The organism is Cupriavidus sp. a3 (genome assembly GCF_051015765.1).
GTDB classification, from domain to species: domain Bacteria; phylum Pseudomonadota; class Gammaproteobacteria; order Burkholderiales; family Burkholderiaceae; genus Cupriavidus; species Cupriavidus oxalaticus_A.
The window spans coordinates 2,183,462-2,198,900 of sequence record NZ_CP170644.1; the positions used below are offsets into that span (position 1 = coordinate 2,183,462).

The 15,439-nt window shown below is 68.2% G+C and carries 14 protein-coding genes; 6 read left to right on the top strand and 8 right to left on the bottom strand.

Features of this window, described 5'->3' with window-relative positions; translation table 11 throughout:
- The first annotated feature begins 152 nt into the window (after positions 1–152).
- Positions 153–1,727: an aldehyde dehydrogenase (NADP(+)) gene (locus ACAD63_RS31765; protein WP_135703466.1), complete on the top strand. Its 1,575-nt coding sequence runs from the start codon at positions 153–155 to the stop codon at positions 1,725–1,727.
- Here ACAD63_RS31765 and ACAD63_RS31770 read toward each other — a convergent pair.
- Both ACAD63_RS31770 and ACAD63_RS31775 read right to left on the bottom strand, forming a co-directional pair.
- Positions 1,724–2,650, bottom strand: coding sequence for a LysR family transcriptional regulator (locus ACAD63_RS31770; RefSeq protein ID WP_135703465.1), 927 nt, complete (start codon positions 2,648–2,650; stop codon positions 1,724–1,726). The two genes, ACAD63_RS31765 and ACAD63_RS31770, sit on opposite strands and share 4 nt — an antisense overlap.
- 122 nt (positions 2,651–2,772) lie before the next feature.
- Positions 2,773–3,261: a SixA phosphatase family protein gene (locus ACAD63_RS31775; protein ID WP_135703464.1), complete on the bottom strand. Its 489-nt coding sequence runs from the start codon at positions 3,259–3,261 to the stop codon at positions 2,773–2,775.
- 167 nt (positions 3,262–3,428) lie between these two features.
- On the opposite strand from ACAD63_RS31775, the gene ACAD63_RS31780 reads away from it, so the two are divergent.
- Positions 3,429–4,088 carry a dienelactone hydrolase family protein gene (locus ACAD63_RS31780; RefSeq protein WP_133097943.1) on the top strand — a complete coding sequence of 220 codons (660 nt, stop codon included), beginning with the start codon at positions 3,429–3,431 and terminating at the stop codon, positions 4,086–4,088.
- A 123-nt stretch (positions 4,089–4,211) separates the two neighbouring features.
- Positions 4,212–5,261, top strand: coding sequence for a phytoene/squalene synthase family protein (locus ACAD63_RS31785; protein ID WP_195428014.1), 1,050 nt, complete (start codon positions 4,212–4,214; stop codon positions 5,259–5,261).
- A gap of 18 nt (positions 5,262–5,279) precedes the next feature.
- Here ACAD63_RS31785 and ACAD63_RS31790 read toward each other — a convergent pair whose 3' ends face one another.
- Together ACAD63_RS31790 and ACAD63_RS31795 are read right to left on the bottom strand one after the other, a co-directional pair.
- Positions 5,280–6,458: an FIST signal transduction protein gene (locus tag ACAD63_RS31790; RefSeq protein ID WP_434034284.1), complete on the bottom strand. Its 1,179-nt coding sequence runs from the start codon at positions 6,456–6,458 to the stop codon at positions 5,280–5,282.
- A gap of 91 nt (positions 6,459–6,549) precedes the next feature.
- Complete coding sequence (locus tag ACAD63_RS31795; protein WP_195428013.1) at positions 6,550–7,548, bottom strand: tripartite tricarboxylate transporter substrate binding protein; 999 nt, start codon at positions 7,546–7,548, stop codon at positions 6,550–6,552.
- Between the two features lie 186 nt (positions 7,549–7,734).
- On the opposite strand from ACAD63_RS31795, the gene ACAD63_RS31800 reads away from it, so the two are divergent.
- The 3 genes from ACAD63_RS31800 (at position 7,735) to tcuB (ending at position 11,385) form a co-directional block, all read left to right on the top strand.
- Positions 7,735–8,661, top strand: a complete 927-nt coding sequence (locus ACAD63_RS31800) for a LysR family transcriptional regulator (RefSeq protein ID WP_133097939.1) — start codon at positions 7,735–7,737, stop codon at positions 8,659–8,661.
- A gap of 128 nt (positions 8,662–8,789) precedes the next feature.
- The gene (gene tcuA, locus ACAD63_RS31805; protein ID WP_135703994.1) at positions 8,790–10,199 is read left to right on the top strand and encodes an FAD-dependent tricarballylate dehydrogenase TcuA; all 1,410 of its coding nucleotides are present in this window, start codon (positions 8,790–8,792) and stop codon (positions 10,197–10,199) included.
- A complete protein-coding gene (gene tcuB, locus ACAD63_RS31810) occupies positions 10,186–11,385 on the top strand; it encodes a tricarballylate utilization 4Fe-4S protein TcuB (protein ID WP_135703460.1) in 1,200 nt (399 codons plus the stop codon). The genes tcuA and tcuB overlap by 14 nt, the downstream gene beginning before the upstream one ends.
- Positions 11,386–11,516: 131 nt before the next feature.
- On the opposite strand, the gene ACAD63_RS31815 is transcribed toward tcuB, so the two are convergent.
- The 4 genes from ACAD63_RS31815 to ACAD63_RS31830 form a co-directional block, all read right to left on the bottom strand.
- Positions 11,517–12,524 carry a Bug family tripartite tricarboxylate transporter substrate binding protein gene (locus ACAD63_RS31815; RefSeq protein ID WP_133097937.1) on the bottom strand — a complete coding sequence of 336 codons (1,008 nt, stop codon included), beginning with the start codon at positions 12,522–12,524 and terminating at the stop codon, positions 11,517–11,519.
- Between the two features lie 196 nt (positions 12,525–12,720).
- Positions 12,721–13,452: an SDR family NAD(P)-dependent oxidoreductase gene (locus ACAD63_RS31820; RefSeq protein WP_133097936.1), complete on the bottom strand. Its 732-nt coding sequence runs from the start codon at positions 13,450–13,452 to the stop codon at positions 12,721–12,723.
- 90 nt (positions 13,453–13,542) lie between these two features.
- The gene (pcaF, locus tag ACAD63_RS31825; protein ID WP_133097935.1) at positions 13,543–14,745 is read right to left on the bottom strand and encodes a 3-oxoadipyl-CoA thiolase; all 1,203 of its coding nucleotides are present in this window, start codon (positions 14,743–14,745) and stop codon (positions 13,543–13,545) included.
- 37 nt (positions 14,746–14,782) lie between these two features.
- The gene (locus ACAD63_RS31830) at positions 14,783–15,421 is read right to left on the bottom strand and encodes a 3-oxoacid CoA-transferase subunit B (RefSeq protein ID WP_063241051.1); all 639 of its coding nucleotides are present in this window, start codon (positions 15,419–15,421) and stop codon (positions 14,783–14,785) included.
- Positions 15,422–15,439: the final 18 nt, after the last annotated feature.

The window sequence follows — 15,439 nt, forward strand, 5'->3', positions numbered from 1 at the left end:
TCTTGTAGCGCCGGCCCTCTCCCCCGGCCCTCTCCCGCGTAGTGGGAGAGGGCCGGGGGAGAGGGCAAGAGCCTCCACGAAGTCGCGGCGGGTAACCAATGCCACTGCGCATACTCCATCGCTAGCCACAACACCCTTTCAAAGGACCAACCATGACCCTCACCGGCGAACTCCTGGTCGGCCGTCAATCCGTACCTGGCACCCACGGCACCCTCCACGCCATCGACGCAACCACCGGCGCAACGCTCGAACCCGCCTTTGGTGGCGCCACGCTGGCACAACTCGACCAGACCTGCGCCCTCGCCTGGCAGGCCTTCGACACCTATCGCGAGACCGCGCCCGCGCGGCGCGCCGACTTCCTCGAAGCCATCGCCGGCAACATCCTGGCGCTGGGCGATGCGCTGATCGAGCGCTGCGTCAGCGAATCGGGCCTGCCGCGCGCCCGCATCGAAGGCGAGCGCGGACGCACCGTGGGCCAGCTGCGGCTGTTCGCCGGCATGCTGCGCCAGGGCGATTTCCTTGAGCTGCGCGTCGACCCGGCCCAGCCCGAGCGCCAGCCGCTGCCGCGCCCCGACCTGCGCCTGCGCCATATCCCGCTGGGCCCGGTCGCGGTGTTCGGCGCCAGCAACTTCCCGCTGGCGTTCTCGGTGGCGGGCGGCGATACCGCATCCGCACTGGCCGCCGGCTGCCCCGTCATCGTCAAGGCGCATCCTGCGCACCCCGGCACCTCCGAACTGGTCGGCCGCGCCATCCAGAAAGCGGTGGCGGAACTGGACCTGCCCGAAGGCACCTTCTCCTTGCTCTTCGATACCGGATTGGAAATCGGCCAGGGGTTGGTGGCGGACCGCCGCATCAAGGCAGTCGGCTTCACCGGCTCGCGCGCCGGCGGCCAGGCGCTGATGGCGATCGCCGCGGCGCGCCAGGAGCCGATTCCCGTCTATGCGGAGATGAGCAGCATCAATCCGGTGCTGCTGTTCCCACACGCGCTGGCCAACCGCGCGCAAGCCATCGGCACGGCGTTCGCCAGCTCGCTGACGCTGGGCGCCGGACAGTTCTGCACCAACCCCGGACTGGTGCTGGCGGTGGAAAGCGAGGGCCTGGACCAGTTCCTGGAAGCGGCGGCGGCGAGCCTGGCGGACATCGGCGCACAGAACATGCTGACCGCCGGCATCCTGCGCGCCTTCTGCAACGGCGTGGGCACGCTCGCGCAGCATCCGCAGGTACAGCTGGTGGCGCGCGGCAAGGCAGGCAATGCGCTGCAAGGTCAGGCGGCACTGTTCAGCACCAGCGCCGAGGCCTTCCTGGCCGACGAGACGCTGCGCCATGAAGTCTTCGGCGCGTCGTCACTGGTGGTGCGCTGCCGCGACGCCGCGGAAATGCGGCGCGTGGTCGAATCGCTGGAGGGCCAGCTTACCGCGGCGCTGCATATCGACCCCGCCGACCACGACGCGGCGCGCACGCTGCTGCCCGCGCTGGAGCGCCTGGCGGGCCGCATCCTGGTCAACGGCTTCGGCACCGGCGTTGAAGTCGGACATGCCATGGTCCACGGCGGCCCCTGGCCGGCTACGTCGGATGGCCGCTCGACCTCGGTCGGCAGCCTGGCGATCGCGCGCTTCGTGCGGCCGGTCAGCTACCAGGACATGCCGGCGGACCTGCTGCCCGCGTCGCTGCGCCCCGACAGCGAACAGCGCCATCTCTGGCGCCTCGACGGCAAGCCGCAGCGCTAGCGCGACAGCGCCCGCAGCGTATCGATCAGCAGGCTCATCGATGCGGTCGGCGGGCGCCCGCGCCGCGTGACGATGCCGTACGGCCCCAGTTTCCGCGGCAGCGGCAATGGCAGCACCGCCAGCGCGCCCAGGCGGCCGTAGTAAGCCGCCACCGACTCCGGCAGCACCGCGATCAGCTCGCTGTCGGCCAGCAGCGACGTGGTCATCAGCACCGCGGCGGTCTCGATGGTCGACGGCGGCGCCGGCACGCCGGCATCCTCGAACGAGCGGTCGATCAGCGCGCGCATCGGGCTCGGCCGTGGCTGCATGATCCACGGGTAGCTGGTCAGTTCCGCGAACGACAGCTTGCGCCGCCGCGCCAGCGGATGTTGCGGCCCGACCACGATCGCCAGCCCCTCGTCGCCAAGCTGCTCGAACTCGAGGCCGCTGCTGTCCCAGCCATCGGGCACGCGGCCCAGCACGATATCGAGCTGGTCGCGCTCCAGCAGCGGCACCAGCAGGTCGCTGGTCTCCACCTGCACCGCCACCTCCAGCCGCGGATGATCGCGATTCAGCCGGCGGATCACCTCGGCCAGCAGGCCCGGCGTCGGCGCCATCACCGCGCCGACCCGCACGCGCCCGATCTTGCCCGACTCCAGCGCCACCAGCTCGTCGCGCAAGCCATCCATGTCGGCAAACACCAGCCGGGCGTAGCGCGTGGCCGCCATCCCGAAGCGCGTCGCACGCAGCCCGCGCGCATGGCGCTCGAACAACGGCACGGCCAGCAGGTCTTCCATATCCTGCAGCATCTTGCTGACCGCGGGCTGGGTCAGCGTCAGCGCTTCGGCGGCCTGCCGCAGCGAGCCGCGTTCCTCCACCGCCAGCAGCAGGCGCAGGTGCTGCATCTTGAGGCGGCCGTGGAGTGTGCTGACGGGTGGGATCATGGGTGGGGCGAGGGGCAGAAAAGCGTGAAGGCCGGCTTGCGCCTGCGATCACAAATTCTTATCGCTTCATCCCGGATGGTCAAGCCGGAGATATCGCTGCAAAGCCCACGCCCGACATTCGACTACGACTTCCTGGGCGAATCCAGCGAGACTTTCGACGGGGTGATTTCCCCGACATCCGTCCATGCCTTGGTGTCGAAACGGAATTTGGCGACGGCGCAGGTCGGCATGTCGCTGATCTCGTCCGACAAGCGCTGCGCGAAGTCAGTGAACTCGGGGTTGTGACCGAACAACATCACGCTGCCAAGCTTCTTGTCGAGCGCACGGACGACAGCGAGCAGGTCATCCGCGCTACTGGCGTACAGCCGGTCTTCGATCTCGATGTCCTTGCGGGCAATGCCGAGTTCGTCGGCGATCAGGTGCGCCGTGGTCAGCGCGCGCACGGCCGGACTCGACACGAGCAGGTCTGGCTTGACCTTGCGCTCGGCCAGGCGCTTGCCCATCTCCGGGGCGTCGCGCAGGCCGCGATCGTCAAGCGGACGCTCGCGGTCGGGCAAGGACGGGTCATCGCGACTTGACTTGGCGTGGCGGACGAGAAACAGGGTCTTCATGGCCCCTCCTGATGCATCGGGATGTTGGTCGACTGTTGTTCGATTGCGGGCGTCCGCGGACCAGCAGACGAAGGCTGGCCTCGCCGCCACGCTCGCCCTATAGTGGACTGCGATGGGGCCGATTGCAACGCGGGCAGCGTCGAAGCACCATCTTCCGGAGGGCGGCCATGCGTAGCAGCAGTGCAGATGCCAGCGAGGTTGTGATCCCCGCGGATGGCGTGGCGTTGCAAGGCATGCTGGCCTTGCCGCCAGGCGCAGGCGCCCTGGTATTGTTTGCGCACGGCACCGGCAGTTCGCGGCATAGTCCGCGCAATCGGTACGTGGCCGCCGAACTCAACCGCTGCGGCATGGGAACGCTGTTGATGGACCTGCTCATGCCGGAGGAGGACCAGGTGCAGGCGATCCGCTTCGACGTCGGGCTGCTGGCCAAGCGGCTGGCACAGGCGACCGACTGGGTGGCGCGGCAGCAAGGCGTGCCACCGCGGTTGGGCTACTTCGGCGCCAGCATAGGTGCCGCCGCGTCGATCCGTGCCGCGAGCCAGTCGCCGATCCCGATACACGCCATCGTTTCACGAGGCGGCAGGGTCGACCTGGCGGGCGCCGACGCCCTTGCGAGCCTGTCCACGCCGACCATGCTGATCATCGGCGGACTCGATGTGAGCGTCATTGAACGGAATGAGTTCGCCTTTGCCCAGCTCAAGTGCCAGAAGAAGCTGGTAATCGTGCCCGGCGCCTCTCACTTGTTCGAGGAGCCCGGCGCACTGGAATCCGTCGCCCGCCTGGCAGCGCAGTGGTTCGAGCGTTATCTGGGCAAGGCCTCGCCCTGACCACGGGGCCTGCGGATCCCGGGATCCGCTTTTCGCGCCAAAGGTACAATGCGCCCGGGCCCGGCCTGACGGCCGGGCGGGCCATGCCATTCCGCAAACCTCTCTGGGAACAGGACACCACCCATGCGCGAACCCAGCCGGGAATTCCTCCTCGGTCCGCTGCTCAAAGGCGTTTCGCGTTCGTTCTACCTCACGCTGGGCGTGCTCCCTGCCCGGATGCGCGATCCGGTCGGCCTGGCCTACCTGCTGGCGCGCGCTGCGGACACGATTGCGGATACGGCGCTGGTTGCGCCGGAAAGGCGGCTGGCGTTGCTGCTGTCCTTGCGTGACCAGGTCAACGGCAACCCGGATGGCGCAGCGCCGGCGCTCAGCATCGCGACGGAAATGGCTCGCCACCAGGAGCATTCGGATGAGCGGATCCTGCTGGAGTCGCTCGATCCCGCGCTGGCGGTGCTGACGCAGCTGGAACCGGCTGACCGGCAAGCGGTGAGGCAGATCGTTTCCATCCTCAGCGAAGGCATGGAGTTCGACCTGCGCACGTTCCCCGACGAGCGCGCCGGCCGTGTCGTGGCGCTGCCTGACCTGGCGGCGTTGGACCACTACACCTACATGGTCGCCGGTTGCGTTGGCGAATTCTGGACCCGCATGACCGCGGCGCATGTGCCGGGTGCGATCAATGGCGACCTCGGCGCCATGCTGCGCAGTGGGGTCCGCTTCGGCAAAGCCTTGCAGATGACCAATGTGTTGCGCGACTGCGGCAAGGACCTGCGCATCGGCCGGTGTTACCTGCCGGCGTCGCTACTGGTTCAGCACGGGCTGGGCCCCCAGGACTTGCTGCTGCCTGACGCCTCGCAACGCGCGCGTGCCCTGATGCGTTCGCTCGCCGGCATGACGCTGGCGCATTTTCATGAGGCCATGGCATACACGCTGGCTATCCCTAAGCGTTTCGTCCGGCTGCGGCTGGCCTGCCTGTGGCCGATCCTGATCGGCATGGAGACCCTGCTGCTGCTGGTGCGCAATGAGTACTGGCTGGACCCGGCCCGCGCCTCGAAGATGCCGCGCCGCGAGGTCTACCGCATGGTTGCGGCTTCGCTTCCGATGATCTGGTCGAACGGCTTGCTGAGCAGCTGGTTTGCGCGCCAAAAGCGCAGCATCGAAAACGTCATCCGCTGACTCGGGCGCCAGGTCCGTTCAATGGCTGGTGAAGACCGTCAGCACCCCCGTATAGCCATAGAGGTGATCCCTCGCGATCTCGCCGCCGGCGAAGAAGCCGGCCAGCGGCAGGTCGCCCAGCGCAGCGCGCACGGTTTGCAGTTCGGCATGCGGCGCGCCGAAATGCGGCCCGCCCCGGCCCGAGCAGCTGATATAGAGCGCGCCACGCGCGTGGCCGCCGCCGTGTTCGATATCCGTGCGGATTTCCGTGGCGATGCGTTCCAGGTCCGCGCGCGCCGCGGCGGCGTTGCGCATGCAGAATGCCAGCCGCATGCCGGGCGCGACCTGGTCGGCAAGCGCGAGCACGCGATGCTGCACATCGAGGCCGATCAGGTGGCGCACCAGCGTATCCGCGCCGAACCGGCCCGGCTGCACCGGCGCATCGTCGGTGGCAGCGTTCAGGCCCGCAAGCGTTCCCGACAACGCTGCCGCCATCGCTTCCACGGGTGCGTCGCGCTCGACGCCCAGGTCCTGCAGCACGCAATCCAGCGCGGGCTTGCCGTCCAGCGCAAACAGCAGGTTGTGTTCGCTGCGCGTGACCGCGCGTGCCGGGCCGATCGGCTGGCAGCCCTGCGTGACGCGGGAGACGAGTTCGACTTCCGGGCCAAACAGCACGCCGGACAGGCCACCGGAATACACGCCGTCGGCAATATGCAGCGTACGGTTGCGTGCCGAGCTCAGTCCGCCGAACAGGTAGCCGGTGGCGGTACGCACGCTCAGCTCGTGCAGCAGCTCCTGCACGTCGGGTGTGCTGCCTTCGGCATGCACCAGCGCGGTATGGGGAACGAAGCCCGACGACGCGGCCGGCAAGGGCTGGCGCCCCGAGAACAGCTGGAAGGCCTGGCGCGGAAGCGGCGCTGCCAGCAGCACCATCGCCGGCTGGTCGAAGTACTCCACGCCGCTCGCCAACACGCCGAGGCCAACCGTGCCGACCCACGACACCCCGGGCCAGTTCTGCTGCAACGCGGCAAGGATCGCCTCGGCGGCGAGCGCGTAGTAATCGCTCAGGTAGCACCAGCCGAGCGTCAGCGGCGGCGCATGATCCAGCCGCGCCTGGCGCAGCAGGTCCTGCGTGTCCAGCTGCCTCTGGCAGTCAGCCAGTGCGACCTGCCACTCGACATGGGCGGCGTCAGCGTGAACAAAGGTCAGGTCATGCATGGCTTGCCTCCGGGTCCAGGCTGGCGTCATACCATTGGACTGTGGCAGACAGCGGGTGTTCAGGTCCCGCGTCGATGCGCGTGGCCCTGGCTTAGTCCGCCTTCGCCCCCGACTCGCGTGCGACCTTGACCCACTTGTCGGTCTCGGCGCGGATAAACGCCGCGAGCTGCGCCGGCGTCATGTCGCCGGCGGTCACGCCCTGCTCTTCGAAGCGCTTCTGCACATCCGGCGCCTTCAGCAGCTTGCCCAGTTCCGCCGACACCCGCTGCCCGATCGCCGCCGGCGTACCGCGCGGCGCCATCAGCGCGAACCACGTGGTGACTTCATAGCCTTTCACGCCGCTCTCGGCCAGCGTCGGCACGCCCGGATAGGCGCCTGAGCGCTTCGCGGTGGTGACGGCCAGCGCCTTGACCTTGCCGCTGCGCACGTGCTGCGAGGCCGACGGGCTGGTCTCGATCGCCATCTGGATCTGGCCGGCGATCAGGTCAGTCATCATCGGCGCGCCGCCCTTGTACGGCACGTGCGCGATATCGGTCCCGGTGAGCGAGCGGAACAGCTCGCCGGACATGTGCTCGGTGCTGCCGATGCCGGCCGAGCCGTAGTTGACCTTGCCGGGGTGCGCCTTGATGTAGGCGATCAGCTCCGGCACCGACCGCGCCGGGATGGCGGGATTGACCACCAGCACGTTGGGCGTCAGCGCCACCAGCCCCACGGGATCGAGGTCGCGCGTGAACTCGTACGGCAGGCTCTTGTAGATGGCCGGCGCCATGGTGTGCGCCACGGTGGCGAGCAGGAAGGTATAGCCGTCGGGCTGCGCGCGCGCGACATTGGCCGCGCCAATGGTGCCGCCGGCGCCGGGGCGGTTGTCGATCACAACGGGCTGCTGCAGCGCCTCGCCCAGCTTCTGGCCGACGGTGCGCGCGAGGATGTCGGTGGTGCCGCCGCTGGCGAAGGGCACCACCAGCGTGATCGGCTTGGTCGGCCAGCTGTCGGCAGCGAATGCGGAAGTGATGGCGGCGGGATTGCCCAGCACGGCGCCGGCGGCCAGCGCCGCAAGCACGCCGCGGCGGATGCGCGAAACGGAAGGCATGCAGTCTCCTTTGCGGGAAGTCATGTTGTTATGGGACGGCGGGCGGGCGCCCGCTTCTGGTGGTGCGACTCTACGCAGCCGCCATGGCGCGCGCCATCGGGCGGGCGTTAAGGGGTCTTCAGGATTCGTGAACCGCGACGGGTTTTCCGCTACCATGCCGCCAATTTGCGGCAGCGGGGATGCGACATGGAACTGAGGCAATTGCGCTACTTCGTCAGCGTGATCGAGCATGGCAGCATGGGCAAGGCGGCGCTGGAGCTTGGCGTGGTCACCTCCGCGCTGAGCCAGCAGATCAGCCGGCTGGAAAGCGAACTGTCGACGCGGCTGCTGCAGCGCACCTCGACCGGCGTGGTCGCCACCGATGCCGGCCTGGCCTTCTGGCGCCAGGCCCAGCTGGCGCTGCGCCATATCGACGACGCTGCGCTCGCGGCCCGGCAGGCGCGCTTGTCCGGCCATGTCAGCGTGGGGCTGCCGCCCAGCACGGCGGGAGTACTGGCGCTGCCTTTCATGCAGGCCATGCGCGAGCGCTACCCCGACGTGCGGCTGCGCATGGTGGAGAGCCTGTCTGGCTATCTCGGCGCCATGCTGAGCGCGCGCCAGATCGACCTGGCGGTGCTGTTCAGCGAGGAGCCGGCGCAGCGCTGGAGCGTGCTGCCGCTGCTCGACGAGCGCCTGTTCGTGATCGGCGCCGAAGGGCTGGCCGGGATGCCGCGCGGAGAAAGCACCTCGGTGGCGGCGCTGGACAAGCTGCCGCTGATCCTGCCCAGCGGCTCGCACGGCTTGCGCGCACTGGTCGCCGCCTGCTTCCGGCAGGCAAAGCGCGAGCCGCAGGTGGTGGCCGAGATCGATGGCCTGGCGATCCTGATGGATGCCGTGCAGGGTGGCCTGGGCGCCACCATCCAGCCCGGCGCGGCGCTGGCGCGCAGCCAGGGCATGCCCTACCGTAGCGTGCTGCTCACCGACACCGGCGCGACCCGCCCCAACCTGCTGGTGAGCCTGTCGGACGATGAGCTATCCCCGGCGGGGCTGGCCGCGCGCGTGGTGCTGGCCGACGTGGCCGCCACGCTGGTGCGCGAAGGGCGCTGGCCGGGGGCCACGCTGCGCCCTCGCTGACGCCTTCGGGATTGTCCCCGCCAGGGCTTCACGAAAGCTGAAGCCCCCTTGCCGCGGCCCTGATGGCGGCGGTGCGCCTTGCCGGCCAAGATGGCGCCAGCAAGGAGACAATCCCGATGGTCGACGTATTGGTGGACGTATTGATTATTGGCGGCGGCAACGCGGCCCTGTGCGCGGCGCTGATGGCGCGCGAAGCCGGGGCCTCGGTGCTGCTGCTCGAATCCGCGCCGCGCGCCTGGCGTGGCGGCAATTCCCAGCACACCCGCAACCTGCGCTGCATGCACGACGCGCCGCAAGACGTGCTGGTCGATGCCTATCCCGAGGAAGAGTACTGGCAGGACCTGCTCAAGGTCACCGGCGGCATCACCGACGAGCACCTGGCGCGGCTGGTGATCCGCGCCTCGTCCACCTGCCGGCCGTGGATGCGCAAGCATGGCGTGCGCTTCCAGCCGCCGCTGTCGGGCGCGCTGCATGTGGCGCGCACTAACGCCTTCTTCATGGGTGGCGGCAAGGCGCTGGTCAATGCGTATTACCGCAGCGCCGAGGCGATGGGCGTGCAGATCCGCTATGAAACGCCGGTCGACGCGATCGAGATGGATGGCGACCGCTTCGTCGCCGCGCGCAGCGGTGGCCAGCGCTTCACCGCGCGGTCCTGCGTGCTGGCCGCCGGCGGCTTCGAGTCCAACCGCGAATGGCTGCGCGAGGCCTGGGGCCGGAACGAACGCGGCGAATGGCCCGCCGACAACTTCCTGATCCGCGGCACGCGCTTCAACCAGGGCGTGCTGCTGCGGCACATGATCGAAGCCGGTGCCGATGCCATCGGCGATCCGTCGCAATCGCACTGCGTCGCCATCGATGCGCGCGCGCCGCTCTATGACGGCGGCATCTGCACGCGCATCGACTGCGTGTCGCTGGGCATCGTCGTCAACCGCGACGCCGAGCGCTTCTATGACGAAGGCGAGGACTTCTGGCCCAAGCGCTATGCGATCTGGGGCCGGCTCGTGGCGCAGCAGCCGGGGCAGATCGGCTATTCGATCATCGACAGCAAGGCCGTCGGCCGCTTCATGCCGCCGGTATTTCCCGGCGAGAAGGCCGACACGCTGCCCGAACTCGCGCGCAAGCTCGGGCTGCCGGAGGCGCAGTTCGTGCGCACCGTGCAGGACTACAACACCGCGTGCCGCGTCGGCACGTTCGACCATACCGCGCTGGACGATTGCCATACCGAGGGCCTGGCACCGGCCAAGACGCACTGGGCACGACCGCTGGACCAGGCGCCGTTCTACGGCTATGCGCTGCGGCCGGGCATTACCTTCACTTACCTGGGGCTAAAGGTGAACGACCGGGCCCAGGTGCATTTCGGCGGCAGGCCGAGCGGAAATCTATTTGTGGCAGGAGAAATGATGGCGGGCAACGTGCTGGGCAAGGGATATACGGCCGGAGTCGGCATGTCGATCGGCACCGCCTTCGGGCGCATTGCCGGCACGCAAGCCGCGCGGGCAGCTGGGATCAACTCGGGAGCGAGCCATGCAGAAGCTTGAAGCCCTGGCGCGAGAGGCCGCCGATCTGGCAGGCGCAGACGCTGTCGCCAGGCATGGCAACGCACGCGTGATCCGGGTGCTGCCGCTGACCGACAACGAAGCCGAAGTCGCGCGGCAGATGCAGATCTGCAATGCCTGCCGCTATTGCGAAGGGTTCTGCGCGGTGTTCCCGGCGATGACGCGGCGGCTTGAGTTCGGCAAGGCCGATGTCAACTACCTGGCGAACCTGTGCCACAACTGCGGGGCGTGCTACCACGCTTGCCAGTATGCGCCGCCGCATGACTTTGGCGTCAACGTGCCGCAGGCGATGGCCAGGGTGCGGCTGGAGACGTACAGCGAGTATGCGTGGCCCGCGCCGCTGGGCAAGCTGTACCAGCGCAACGGCCTGACGGTAGCGGTGGCGCTGGCGATCGGGCTGGCATTGTTCCTGGTGCTGGCGGTGACGACGGGCGGTGCCCTGTGGCAGCGGCATGCCGGCGGCAACTTCTACGCGGTGTTCCCGCACAACACGCTGGCGGCGATGTTTGGCGCGGTGTTTGGGTTCTCGGTGCTTGCGCTCGGGGTTGGCGTGCGGCGCTTCTGGCGCGATGTGTCGGCCGGGACGGCGTCAGCGCCTGCGGTGGCCGAGGCGGCGAAGAACGTGCTGGCGCTGACCTACCTGGACGGAGGTCATGGCGATGGATGCAATGAGGCGAGTGATCGCTTTACGCTGGCACGGCGGCGCTTCCACCATTTCACGTTCTATGGCTTCATGCTGTGCCTTGCCTCGACGGCGGTAGCTACCGGGTACCACTATCTGCTGGGCTGGCATGCGCCGTATCCGGTTGCCAGCCTGCCGGTGCTGCTGGGTATCGCTGGCGGGCTGGGGCTGTTGATCGGGCCTGCTGGCTTGCTATGGCTGAATCTCCGGCGGCATCCGATGCAGGGGGATGTGCGCCAACGCCCGATGGATCGGGGTTTCATCGCGCTGTTGTTGCTGACCAGTGCTACCGGGCTCGGGTTGCTGGCGTTGCGTGACACGTTGGCGATGCCGTTGCTACTAGCGGTGCATCTTGGCGTGGTGATGGCGTTGTTTGCGACCCTGCCGTATGGGAAGTTTGCGCACGGGATCTATCGTAGCGCGGCGCTGCTCAAGTCCGCGATCGAGAAGCGGCATGGGGGCGGGCCGCAGCTGGGAAGCGATTGAGGCTTGTAAGGTCGGGCGTCTGACCCTGGCCACCAAAAAGCAAAACCCCACATTCCGAAGAATGTGGGGTTATCAACCATCTGACCAGCCCGACGGGACCGGCGATTTTCCAGGCTAAGAAAGCTTCAGGCTCAGTCTACCGTAGCACCCGAAGCCTTCACAACCTTCGCCCACTTGGCGGTTTCCGACTTCATGAACGCGGCCAGCTGCGCCGGCTTTTCCGGATTGGGTTCAGCGCCCTGGTCGGCCATCTGCTTCTTCACTTCCGGCATGGCCAGGATCTTGACCACTTCCGCGTTCAGGCGATCGACGATCGGCTGCGGCGTGCCGCCCGTGGCGTACAGCGCGAACCACGAAGTCGCCTCATAGCCCGGCACGCCCGACTCGGCCACGGTCGGCACGTTCGGCAGCGCCGGCGAGCGCTTGGCCGAAGTCACGGCGATCGCACGCAGCTTGCCCGCCTTCACATGCGGATACGACGACGGCATGTTGTCGAACATCAGGCCGATCTGGTTGCCCAGCAGGTCATTCACCGCCGGCGCGCTGCCCTTGTACGGAATGTGCTGGATATGCAGGCCGGTCATCGAGTTGAACAGCTCACCCGACAGGTGCATCGACGAGCCGCTGCCCGACGAGCCATACGACAGCTTGTCCGGATTGGCCTTCACGTAGGCGATCAGTTCCTTGACGTTGTTGACCGGCACCTTGGGGTTCACCACCACCAGGTTCGGCACCATCGCCACGCGCGTGATCGGCGCGAAGTCCTTGACCGGGTCATACGGCAGCTTGGAATACAGCGACTGGTTGATCGCGTGCGTGCCGATGGTGCCCATGAACAGCGTGTAGCCGTCGCCCGGCGCCTTGGCCGCCAGCGAAGCGCCGATGTTGCCGCCCGCGCCCGGACGGTTGTCGATCACCACCGGCTGGCCGAGCGCCTTGCCCAGTTGCAGGCCGACGATGCGGGCCAGGATGTCGGTGGTGCCGCCGGCCGAGAACGGCACGATCAGCGTGATCGGCTTGGTCGGGTAGCCGCCTTGTGCGTGCGCGGCGCCAGCGAAGCCGGCAAAGGTGGTGGCCAGCGCCACGCCGGCGGCGAGCAGGCGGCGGCGCGTGGTGGAGGTCTGGGAATCGTGTCTCATCGGTATTACTCCGGTAAAGCTGTCCCAACGGAGATTGGGGCCCGTGCAGGACGTTGTGCTGAAATGGCGTGATTGCCGTTCCCGAACGGATGCCGCGCACTCGCGCGCATCCCGGTTGACGGCCCGGCTCCGGGCCGCCATGCGTGACGTTTGGTTAACGTCTCTTCTTGTCGAATCTTTGAGTGCCGGGGCGCGCTTATACCGGCGCAACGCCCAGCGTGGTGCCGCCGCACACGTACATCACCTGGCCGGTGACGAAACCGTTGTCCGGCGACAGGAAGAACAGCGCGGCGCGCGCGACGTCTTCCGGGGTGCCCATGCGCTTGACGGTGATGCTGGCAAGGATGCGTTTGGTCTGCTCGGCGCCTTCCGGGTTGCTCTTGCGGAACAGCTCGGTGGCGATCGGGCCCGGGGCCACCGCGTTGACGGTGATGCCGTCGCCGCCAAGTTCCATCGCGAGCGTGCGGGTCATGCCGATCAGGCCGGCCTTGGTGGCCGAGTACACCACGCGCTCGGGCTTTCCCAGCGCGGCGCGCGAGGCCATGTTGACGATGCGGCCGAAGCCTGCGGCGCGCATCGCGGGCAGGCAGGCTTGCAGCAGCAGCAGCGGCGCTTGCAGGTGCAGGCCGGTCACGTAGTCCAGGTCGGCAACGGTGGCGCTGTCGGCGGTGCCGGGACGGGTGGCGCCGGCATTGTTCACCAGGCGCGTGACGGCAAAGCGCGACGTGACCTGCTCGGCCACGGCGCGGGTCGCGTCGGCGTCGGTCAGGTCGGCCTGGAAAAAGGTCATGTTGGGATGCGACCAGGCCGGCGCGGCGTAGTCGACATTGACCACCTGGGTCACGCCATCGGCCAGCAGCATTTCGCAGATGGCGCGGCCGATGCCGGAACTGCCGCCGGTGACGAGGGTGGCTACGGGGAGGGACATCTTTGACTCACTTTCAGGACTACCGCGGTCTTGCTCCCCCTCCCGCAAGCGGGAGAGGGGAGCCAACACTCAGCAATGCGACGACAACGATTAAACGCGCTCGATCACCATCGCAATACCCTGGCCCACGCCGATGCACATCGTGCACAGCGCGAAGCGGCCGCCGGTGCGGTGCAGCTGGTACATCGCGGTGGTCACCAGGCGCGCGCCGCTCATGCCGAGCGGGTGGCCCAGCGCGATCGCGCCGCCGTTCGGGTTGACGCGCTTGTCGTCGTCGGCCACGCCCAGTTCGCGCAGCACAGCCAGGCCCTGCGCGGCGAACGCTTCGTTCAGCTCGATCACGTCGATCTGGTCCAGCGTCATGCCCAGTTGCTTGAGCAGCTTCTGCGTCGCCGGTGCCGGGCCGATGCCCATCACGCGCGGCGCCACGCCGGCGGTGGCCATGCCGACGATGCGCGCACGCGGGGTCAGGCCGTGTTGCTTGATGCCGGCTTCGCTCGCCAGCAGCAGCGCGCAGGCGCCGTCGTTCACGCCCGAGGCGTTGCCGGCGGTGACGGTGCCGTCAGGGCGGACCACGCCGCGCAGCTTGGCCAGCGCTTCCATGCTGGTGGCGCGCGGGTGCTCGTCGCGCTCGACCACGATCGGGTCGCCCTTCTTCTGGGCGATGGTGACCGCGGTGATCTCCTGCGCCAGCGTGCCGTCGGCCTGCGCGCGCGAAGCCTTCTCCTGGCTGCGCAGCGCCATCAGGTCCTGGTCTTCGCGGCTGATCTTGTAGTCGGTGGCGACGTTCTCGGCGGTCTCGGGCATGGAGTCCACGCCGTAGGCCGCGCGCATGGCCGGGTTGATGAAGCGCCAGCCGATGGTGGTGTCGAAGATCTGCGCATCGCGCGAGAAGGCGCTGGTGGCCTTGCCCATCACGAACGGGGCGCGGCTCATGCTTTCCACGCCGCCGGCGATCATCAGCTGCGCTTCGCCCGCCTTGATGGCGCGCGCGGCGGTGCCGGTGGCGTCCATGCCGGAGCCGCACAGACGGTTGATGGTGGCGCCCGGCACGTCCTGCGGCAGGCCCGCCAGCAGCGACGACATGCGCGCCACGTTGCGGTTGTCTTCGCCGGCCTGGTTGGCGTTGCCGTAGATCACGTCATCGATGGCCTTCCAGTCGACATTGGGATTGCGGGCCATCAGTGCCTTCAGCGGCACCGCGCCGAGGTCATCCGGGCGCACCGCGGACAGGCTGCCGCCGTAGCGGCCGATGGGCGTGCGGATGGCGTCGCAGATAAAGGCTTCGGTCATGGTGTGTCTCTCTTTGTGATGGATATCGATGCGGCGCTCAGGCCTGCTTCAGGGGCACGCCGGTCAGGCGCTGCAGTTCTTCAAAACTCAGGCCTTCCACCAGGTCGCGCGCGACCAGGCCGTCGGGGGTCACGTCGAGCGTGGCAAGGTCAGTGTAGATGCGCGTCACGCAACCGATGCCGGTCAGCGGATAAGTGCACTGCGGCACGATCTTGCTTTCGCCCTGCTTGGTCTGGTGTTCCATCATCACGAACACCTGCTTGGCGCCGATCGCCAGGTCCATCGCGCCGCCCACGGCGGGGATGGCGCCGGGCGCGCCGGTGTGCCAGTTGGCCAGGTCGCCCTTTTCCGACACCTGGAACGCGCCCAGCACGCAGAAGTCGAGGTGGCCGCCGCGCATCATCGCGAACGAATCGGCGTGGTGGAAGTACGAGCCGCCCGGCTTGATCGTCACCGGCTGCTTGCCGGCGTTGATCAGGTCGCCGTCTTCCTCGCCGGCAGCGGGCGCGGGGCCCATGCCGAGCAGGCCGTTCTCGCTATGCAGCAGGATTTCCTTGTCTGCGGGCAGGTGGTTGCCGACGAGCGTCGGCAGGCCGATGCCGAGGTTGACCACGGCACCTTCCGGAATGTCTTTGGCCACGCGGGCGGCCATCTGGTCGCGGGTCAGGCGTTGCATGCTGTTTCTCCTGTTGCC

Bases quoted from the DNA above. Each gene is read 5' to 3' on its own strand.
- ACAD63_RS31785 (WP_195428014.1), top strand. From the start codon at position 4,212: ATGCGCGAACCCAGCCGGGAATTCCTCCTCGGTCCGCTGCTCAAAGGC.
- ACAD63_RS31790 (WP_434034284.1), bottom strand. From the start codon at position 6,458: ATGCATGACCTGACCTTTGTTCACGCTGACGCCGCCCATGTCGAGTGG.
- ACAD63_RS31815 (WP_133097937.1), bottom strand. From the start codon at position 12,524: ATGAGACACGATTCCCAGACCTCCACCACGCGCCGCCGCCTGCTCGCC.
- ACAD63_RS31820 (WP_133097936.1), bottom strand. From the start codon at position 13,452: ATGTCCCTCCCCGTAGCCACCCTCGTCACCGGCGGCAGTTCCGGCATC.
- ACAD63_RS31770 (WP_135703465.1), bottom strand. From the start codon at position 2,650: ATGATCCCACCCGTCAGCACACTCCACGGCCGCCTCAAGATGCAGCAC.
- ACAD63_RS31775 (WP_135703464.1), bottom strand. From the start codon at position 3,261: ATGAAGACCCTGTTTCTCGTCCGCCACGCCAAGTCAAGTCGCGATGAC.
- tcuB (WP_135703460.1), top strand. From the start codon at position 10,186: ATGCAGAAGCTTGAAGCCCTGGCGCGAGAGGCCGCCGATCTGGCAGGC.
- pcaF (WP_133097935.1), bottom strand. From the start codon at position 14,745: ATGACCGAAGCCTTTATCTGCGACGCCATCCGCACGCCCATCGGCCGC.
- ACAD63_RS31830 (WP_063241051.1), bottom strand. From the start codon at position 15,421: ATGCAACGCCTGACCCGCGACCAGATGGCCGCCCGCGTGGCCAAAGAC.
- ACAD63_RS31780 (WP_133097943.1), top strand. From the start codon at position 3,429: ATGCGTAGCAGCAGTGCAGATGCCAGCGAGGTTGTGATCCCCGCGGAT.
- ACAD63_RS31765 (WP_135703466.1), top strand. From the start codon at position 153: ATGACCCTCACCGGCGAACTCCTGGTCGGCCGTCAATCCGTACCTGGC.
- ACAD63_RS31800 (WP_133097939.1), top strand. From the start codon at position 7,735: ATGGAACTGAGGCAATTGCGCTACTTCGTCAGCGTGATCGAGCATGGC.
- ACAD63_RS31795 (WP_195428013.1), bottom strand. From the start codon at position 7,548: ATGCCTTCCGTTTCGCGCATCCGCCGCGGCGTGCTTGCGGCGCTGGCC.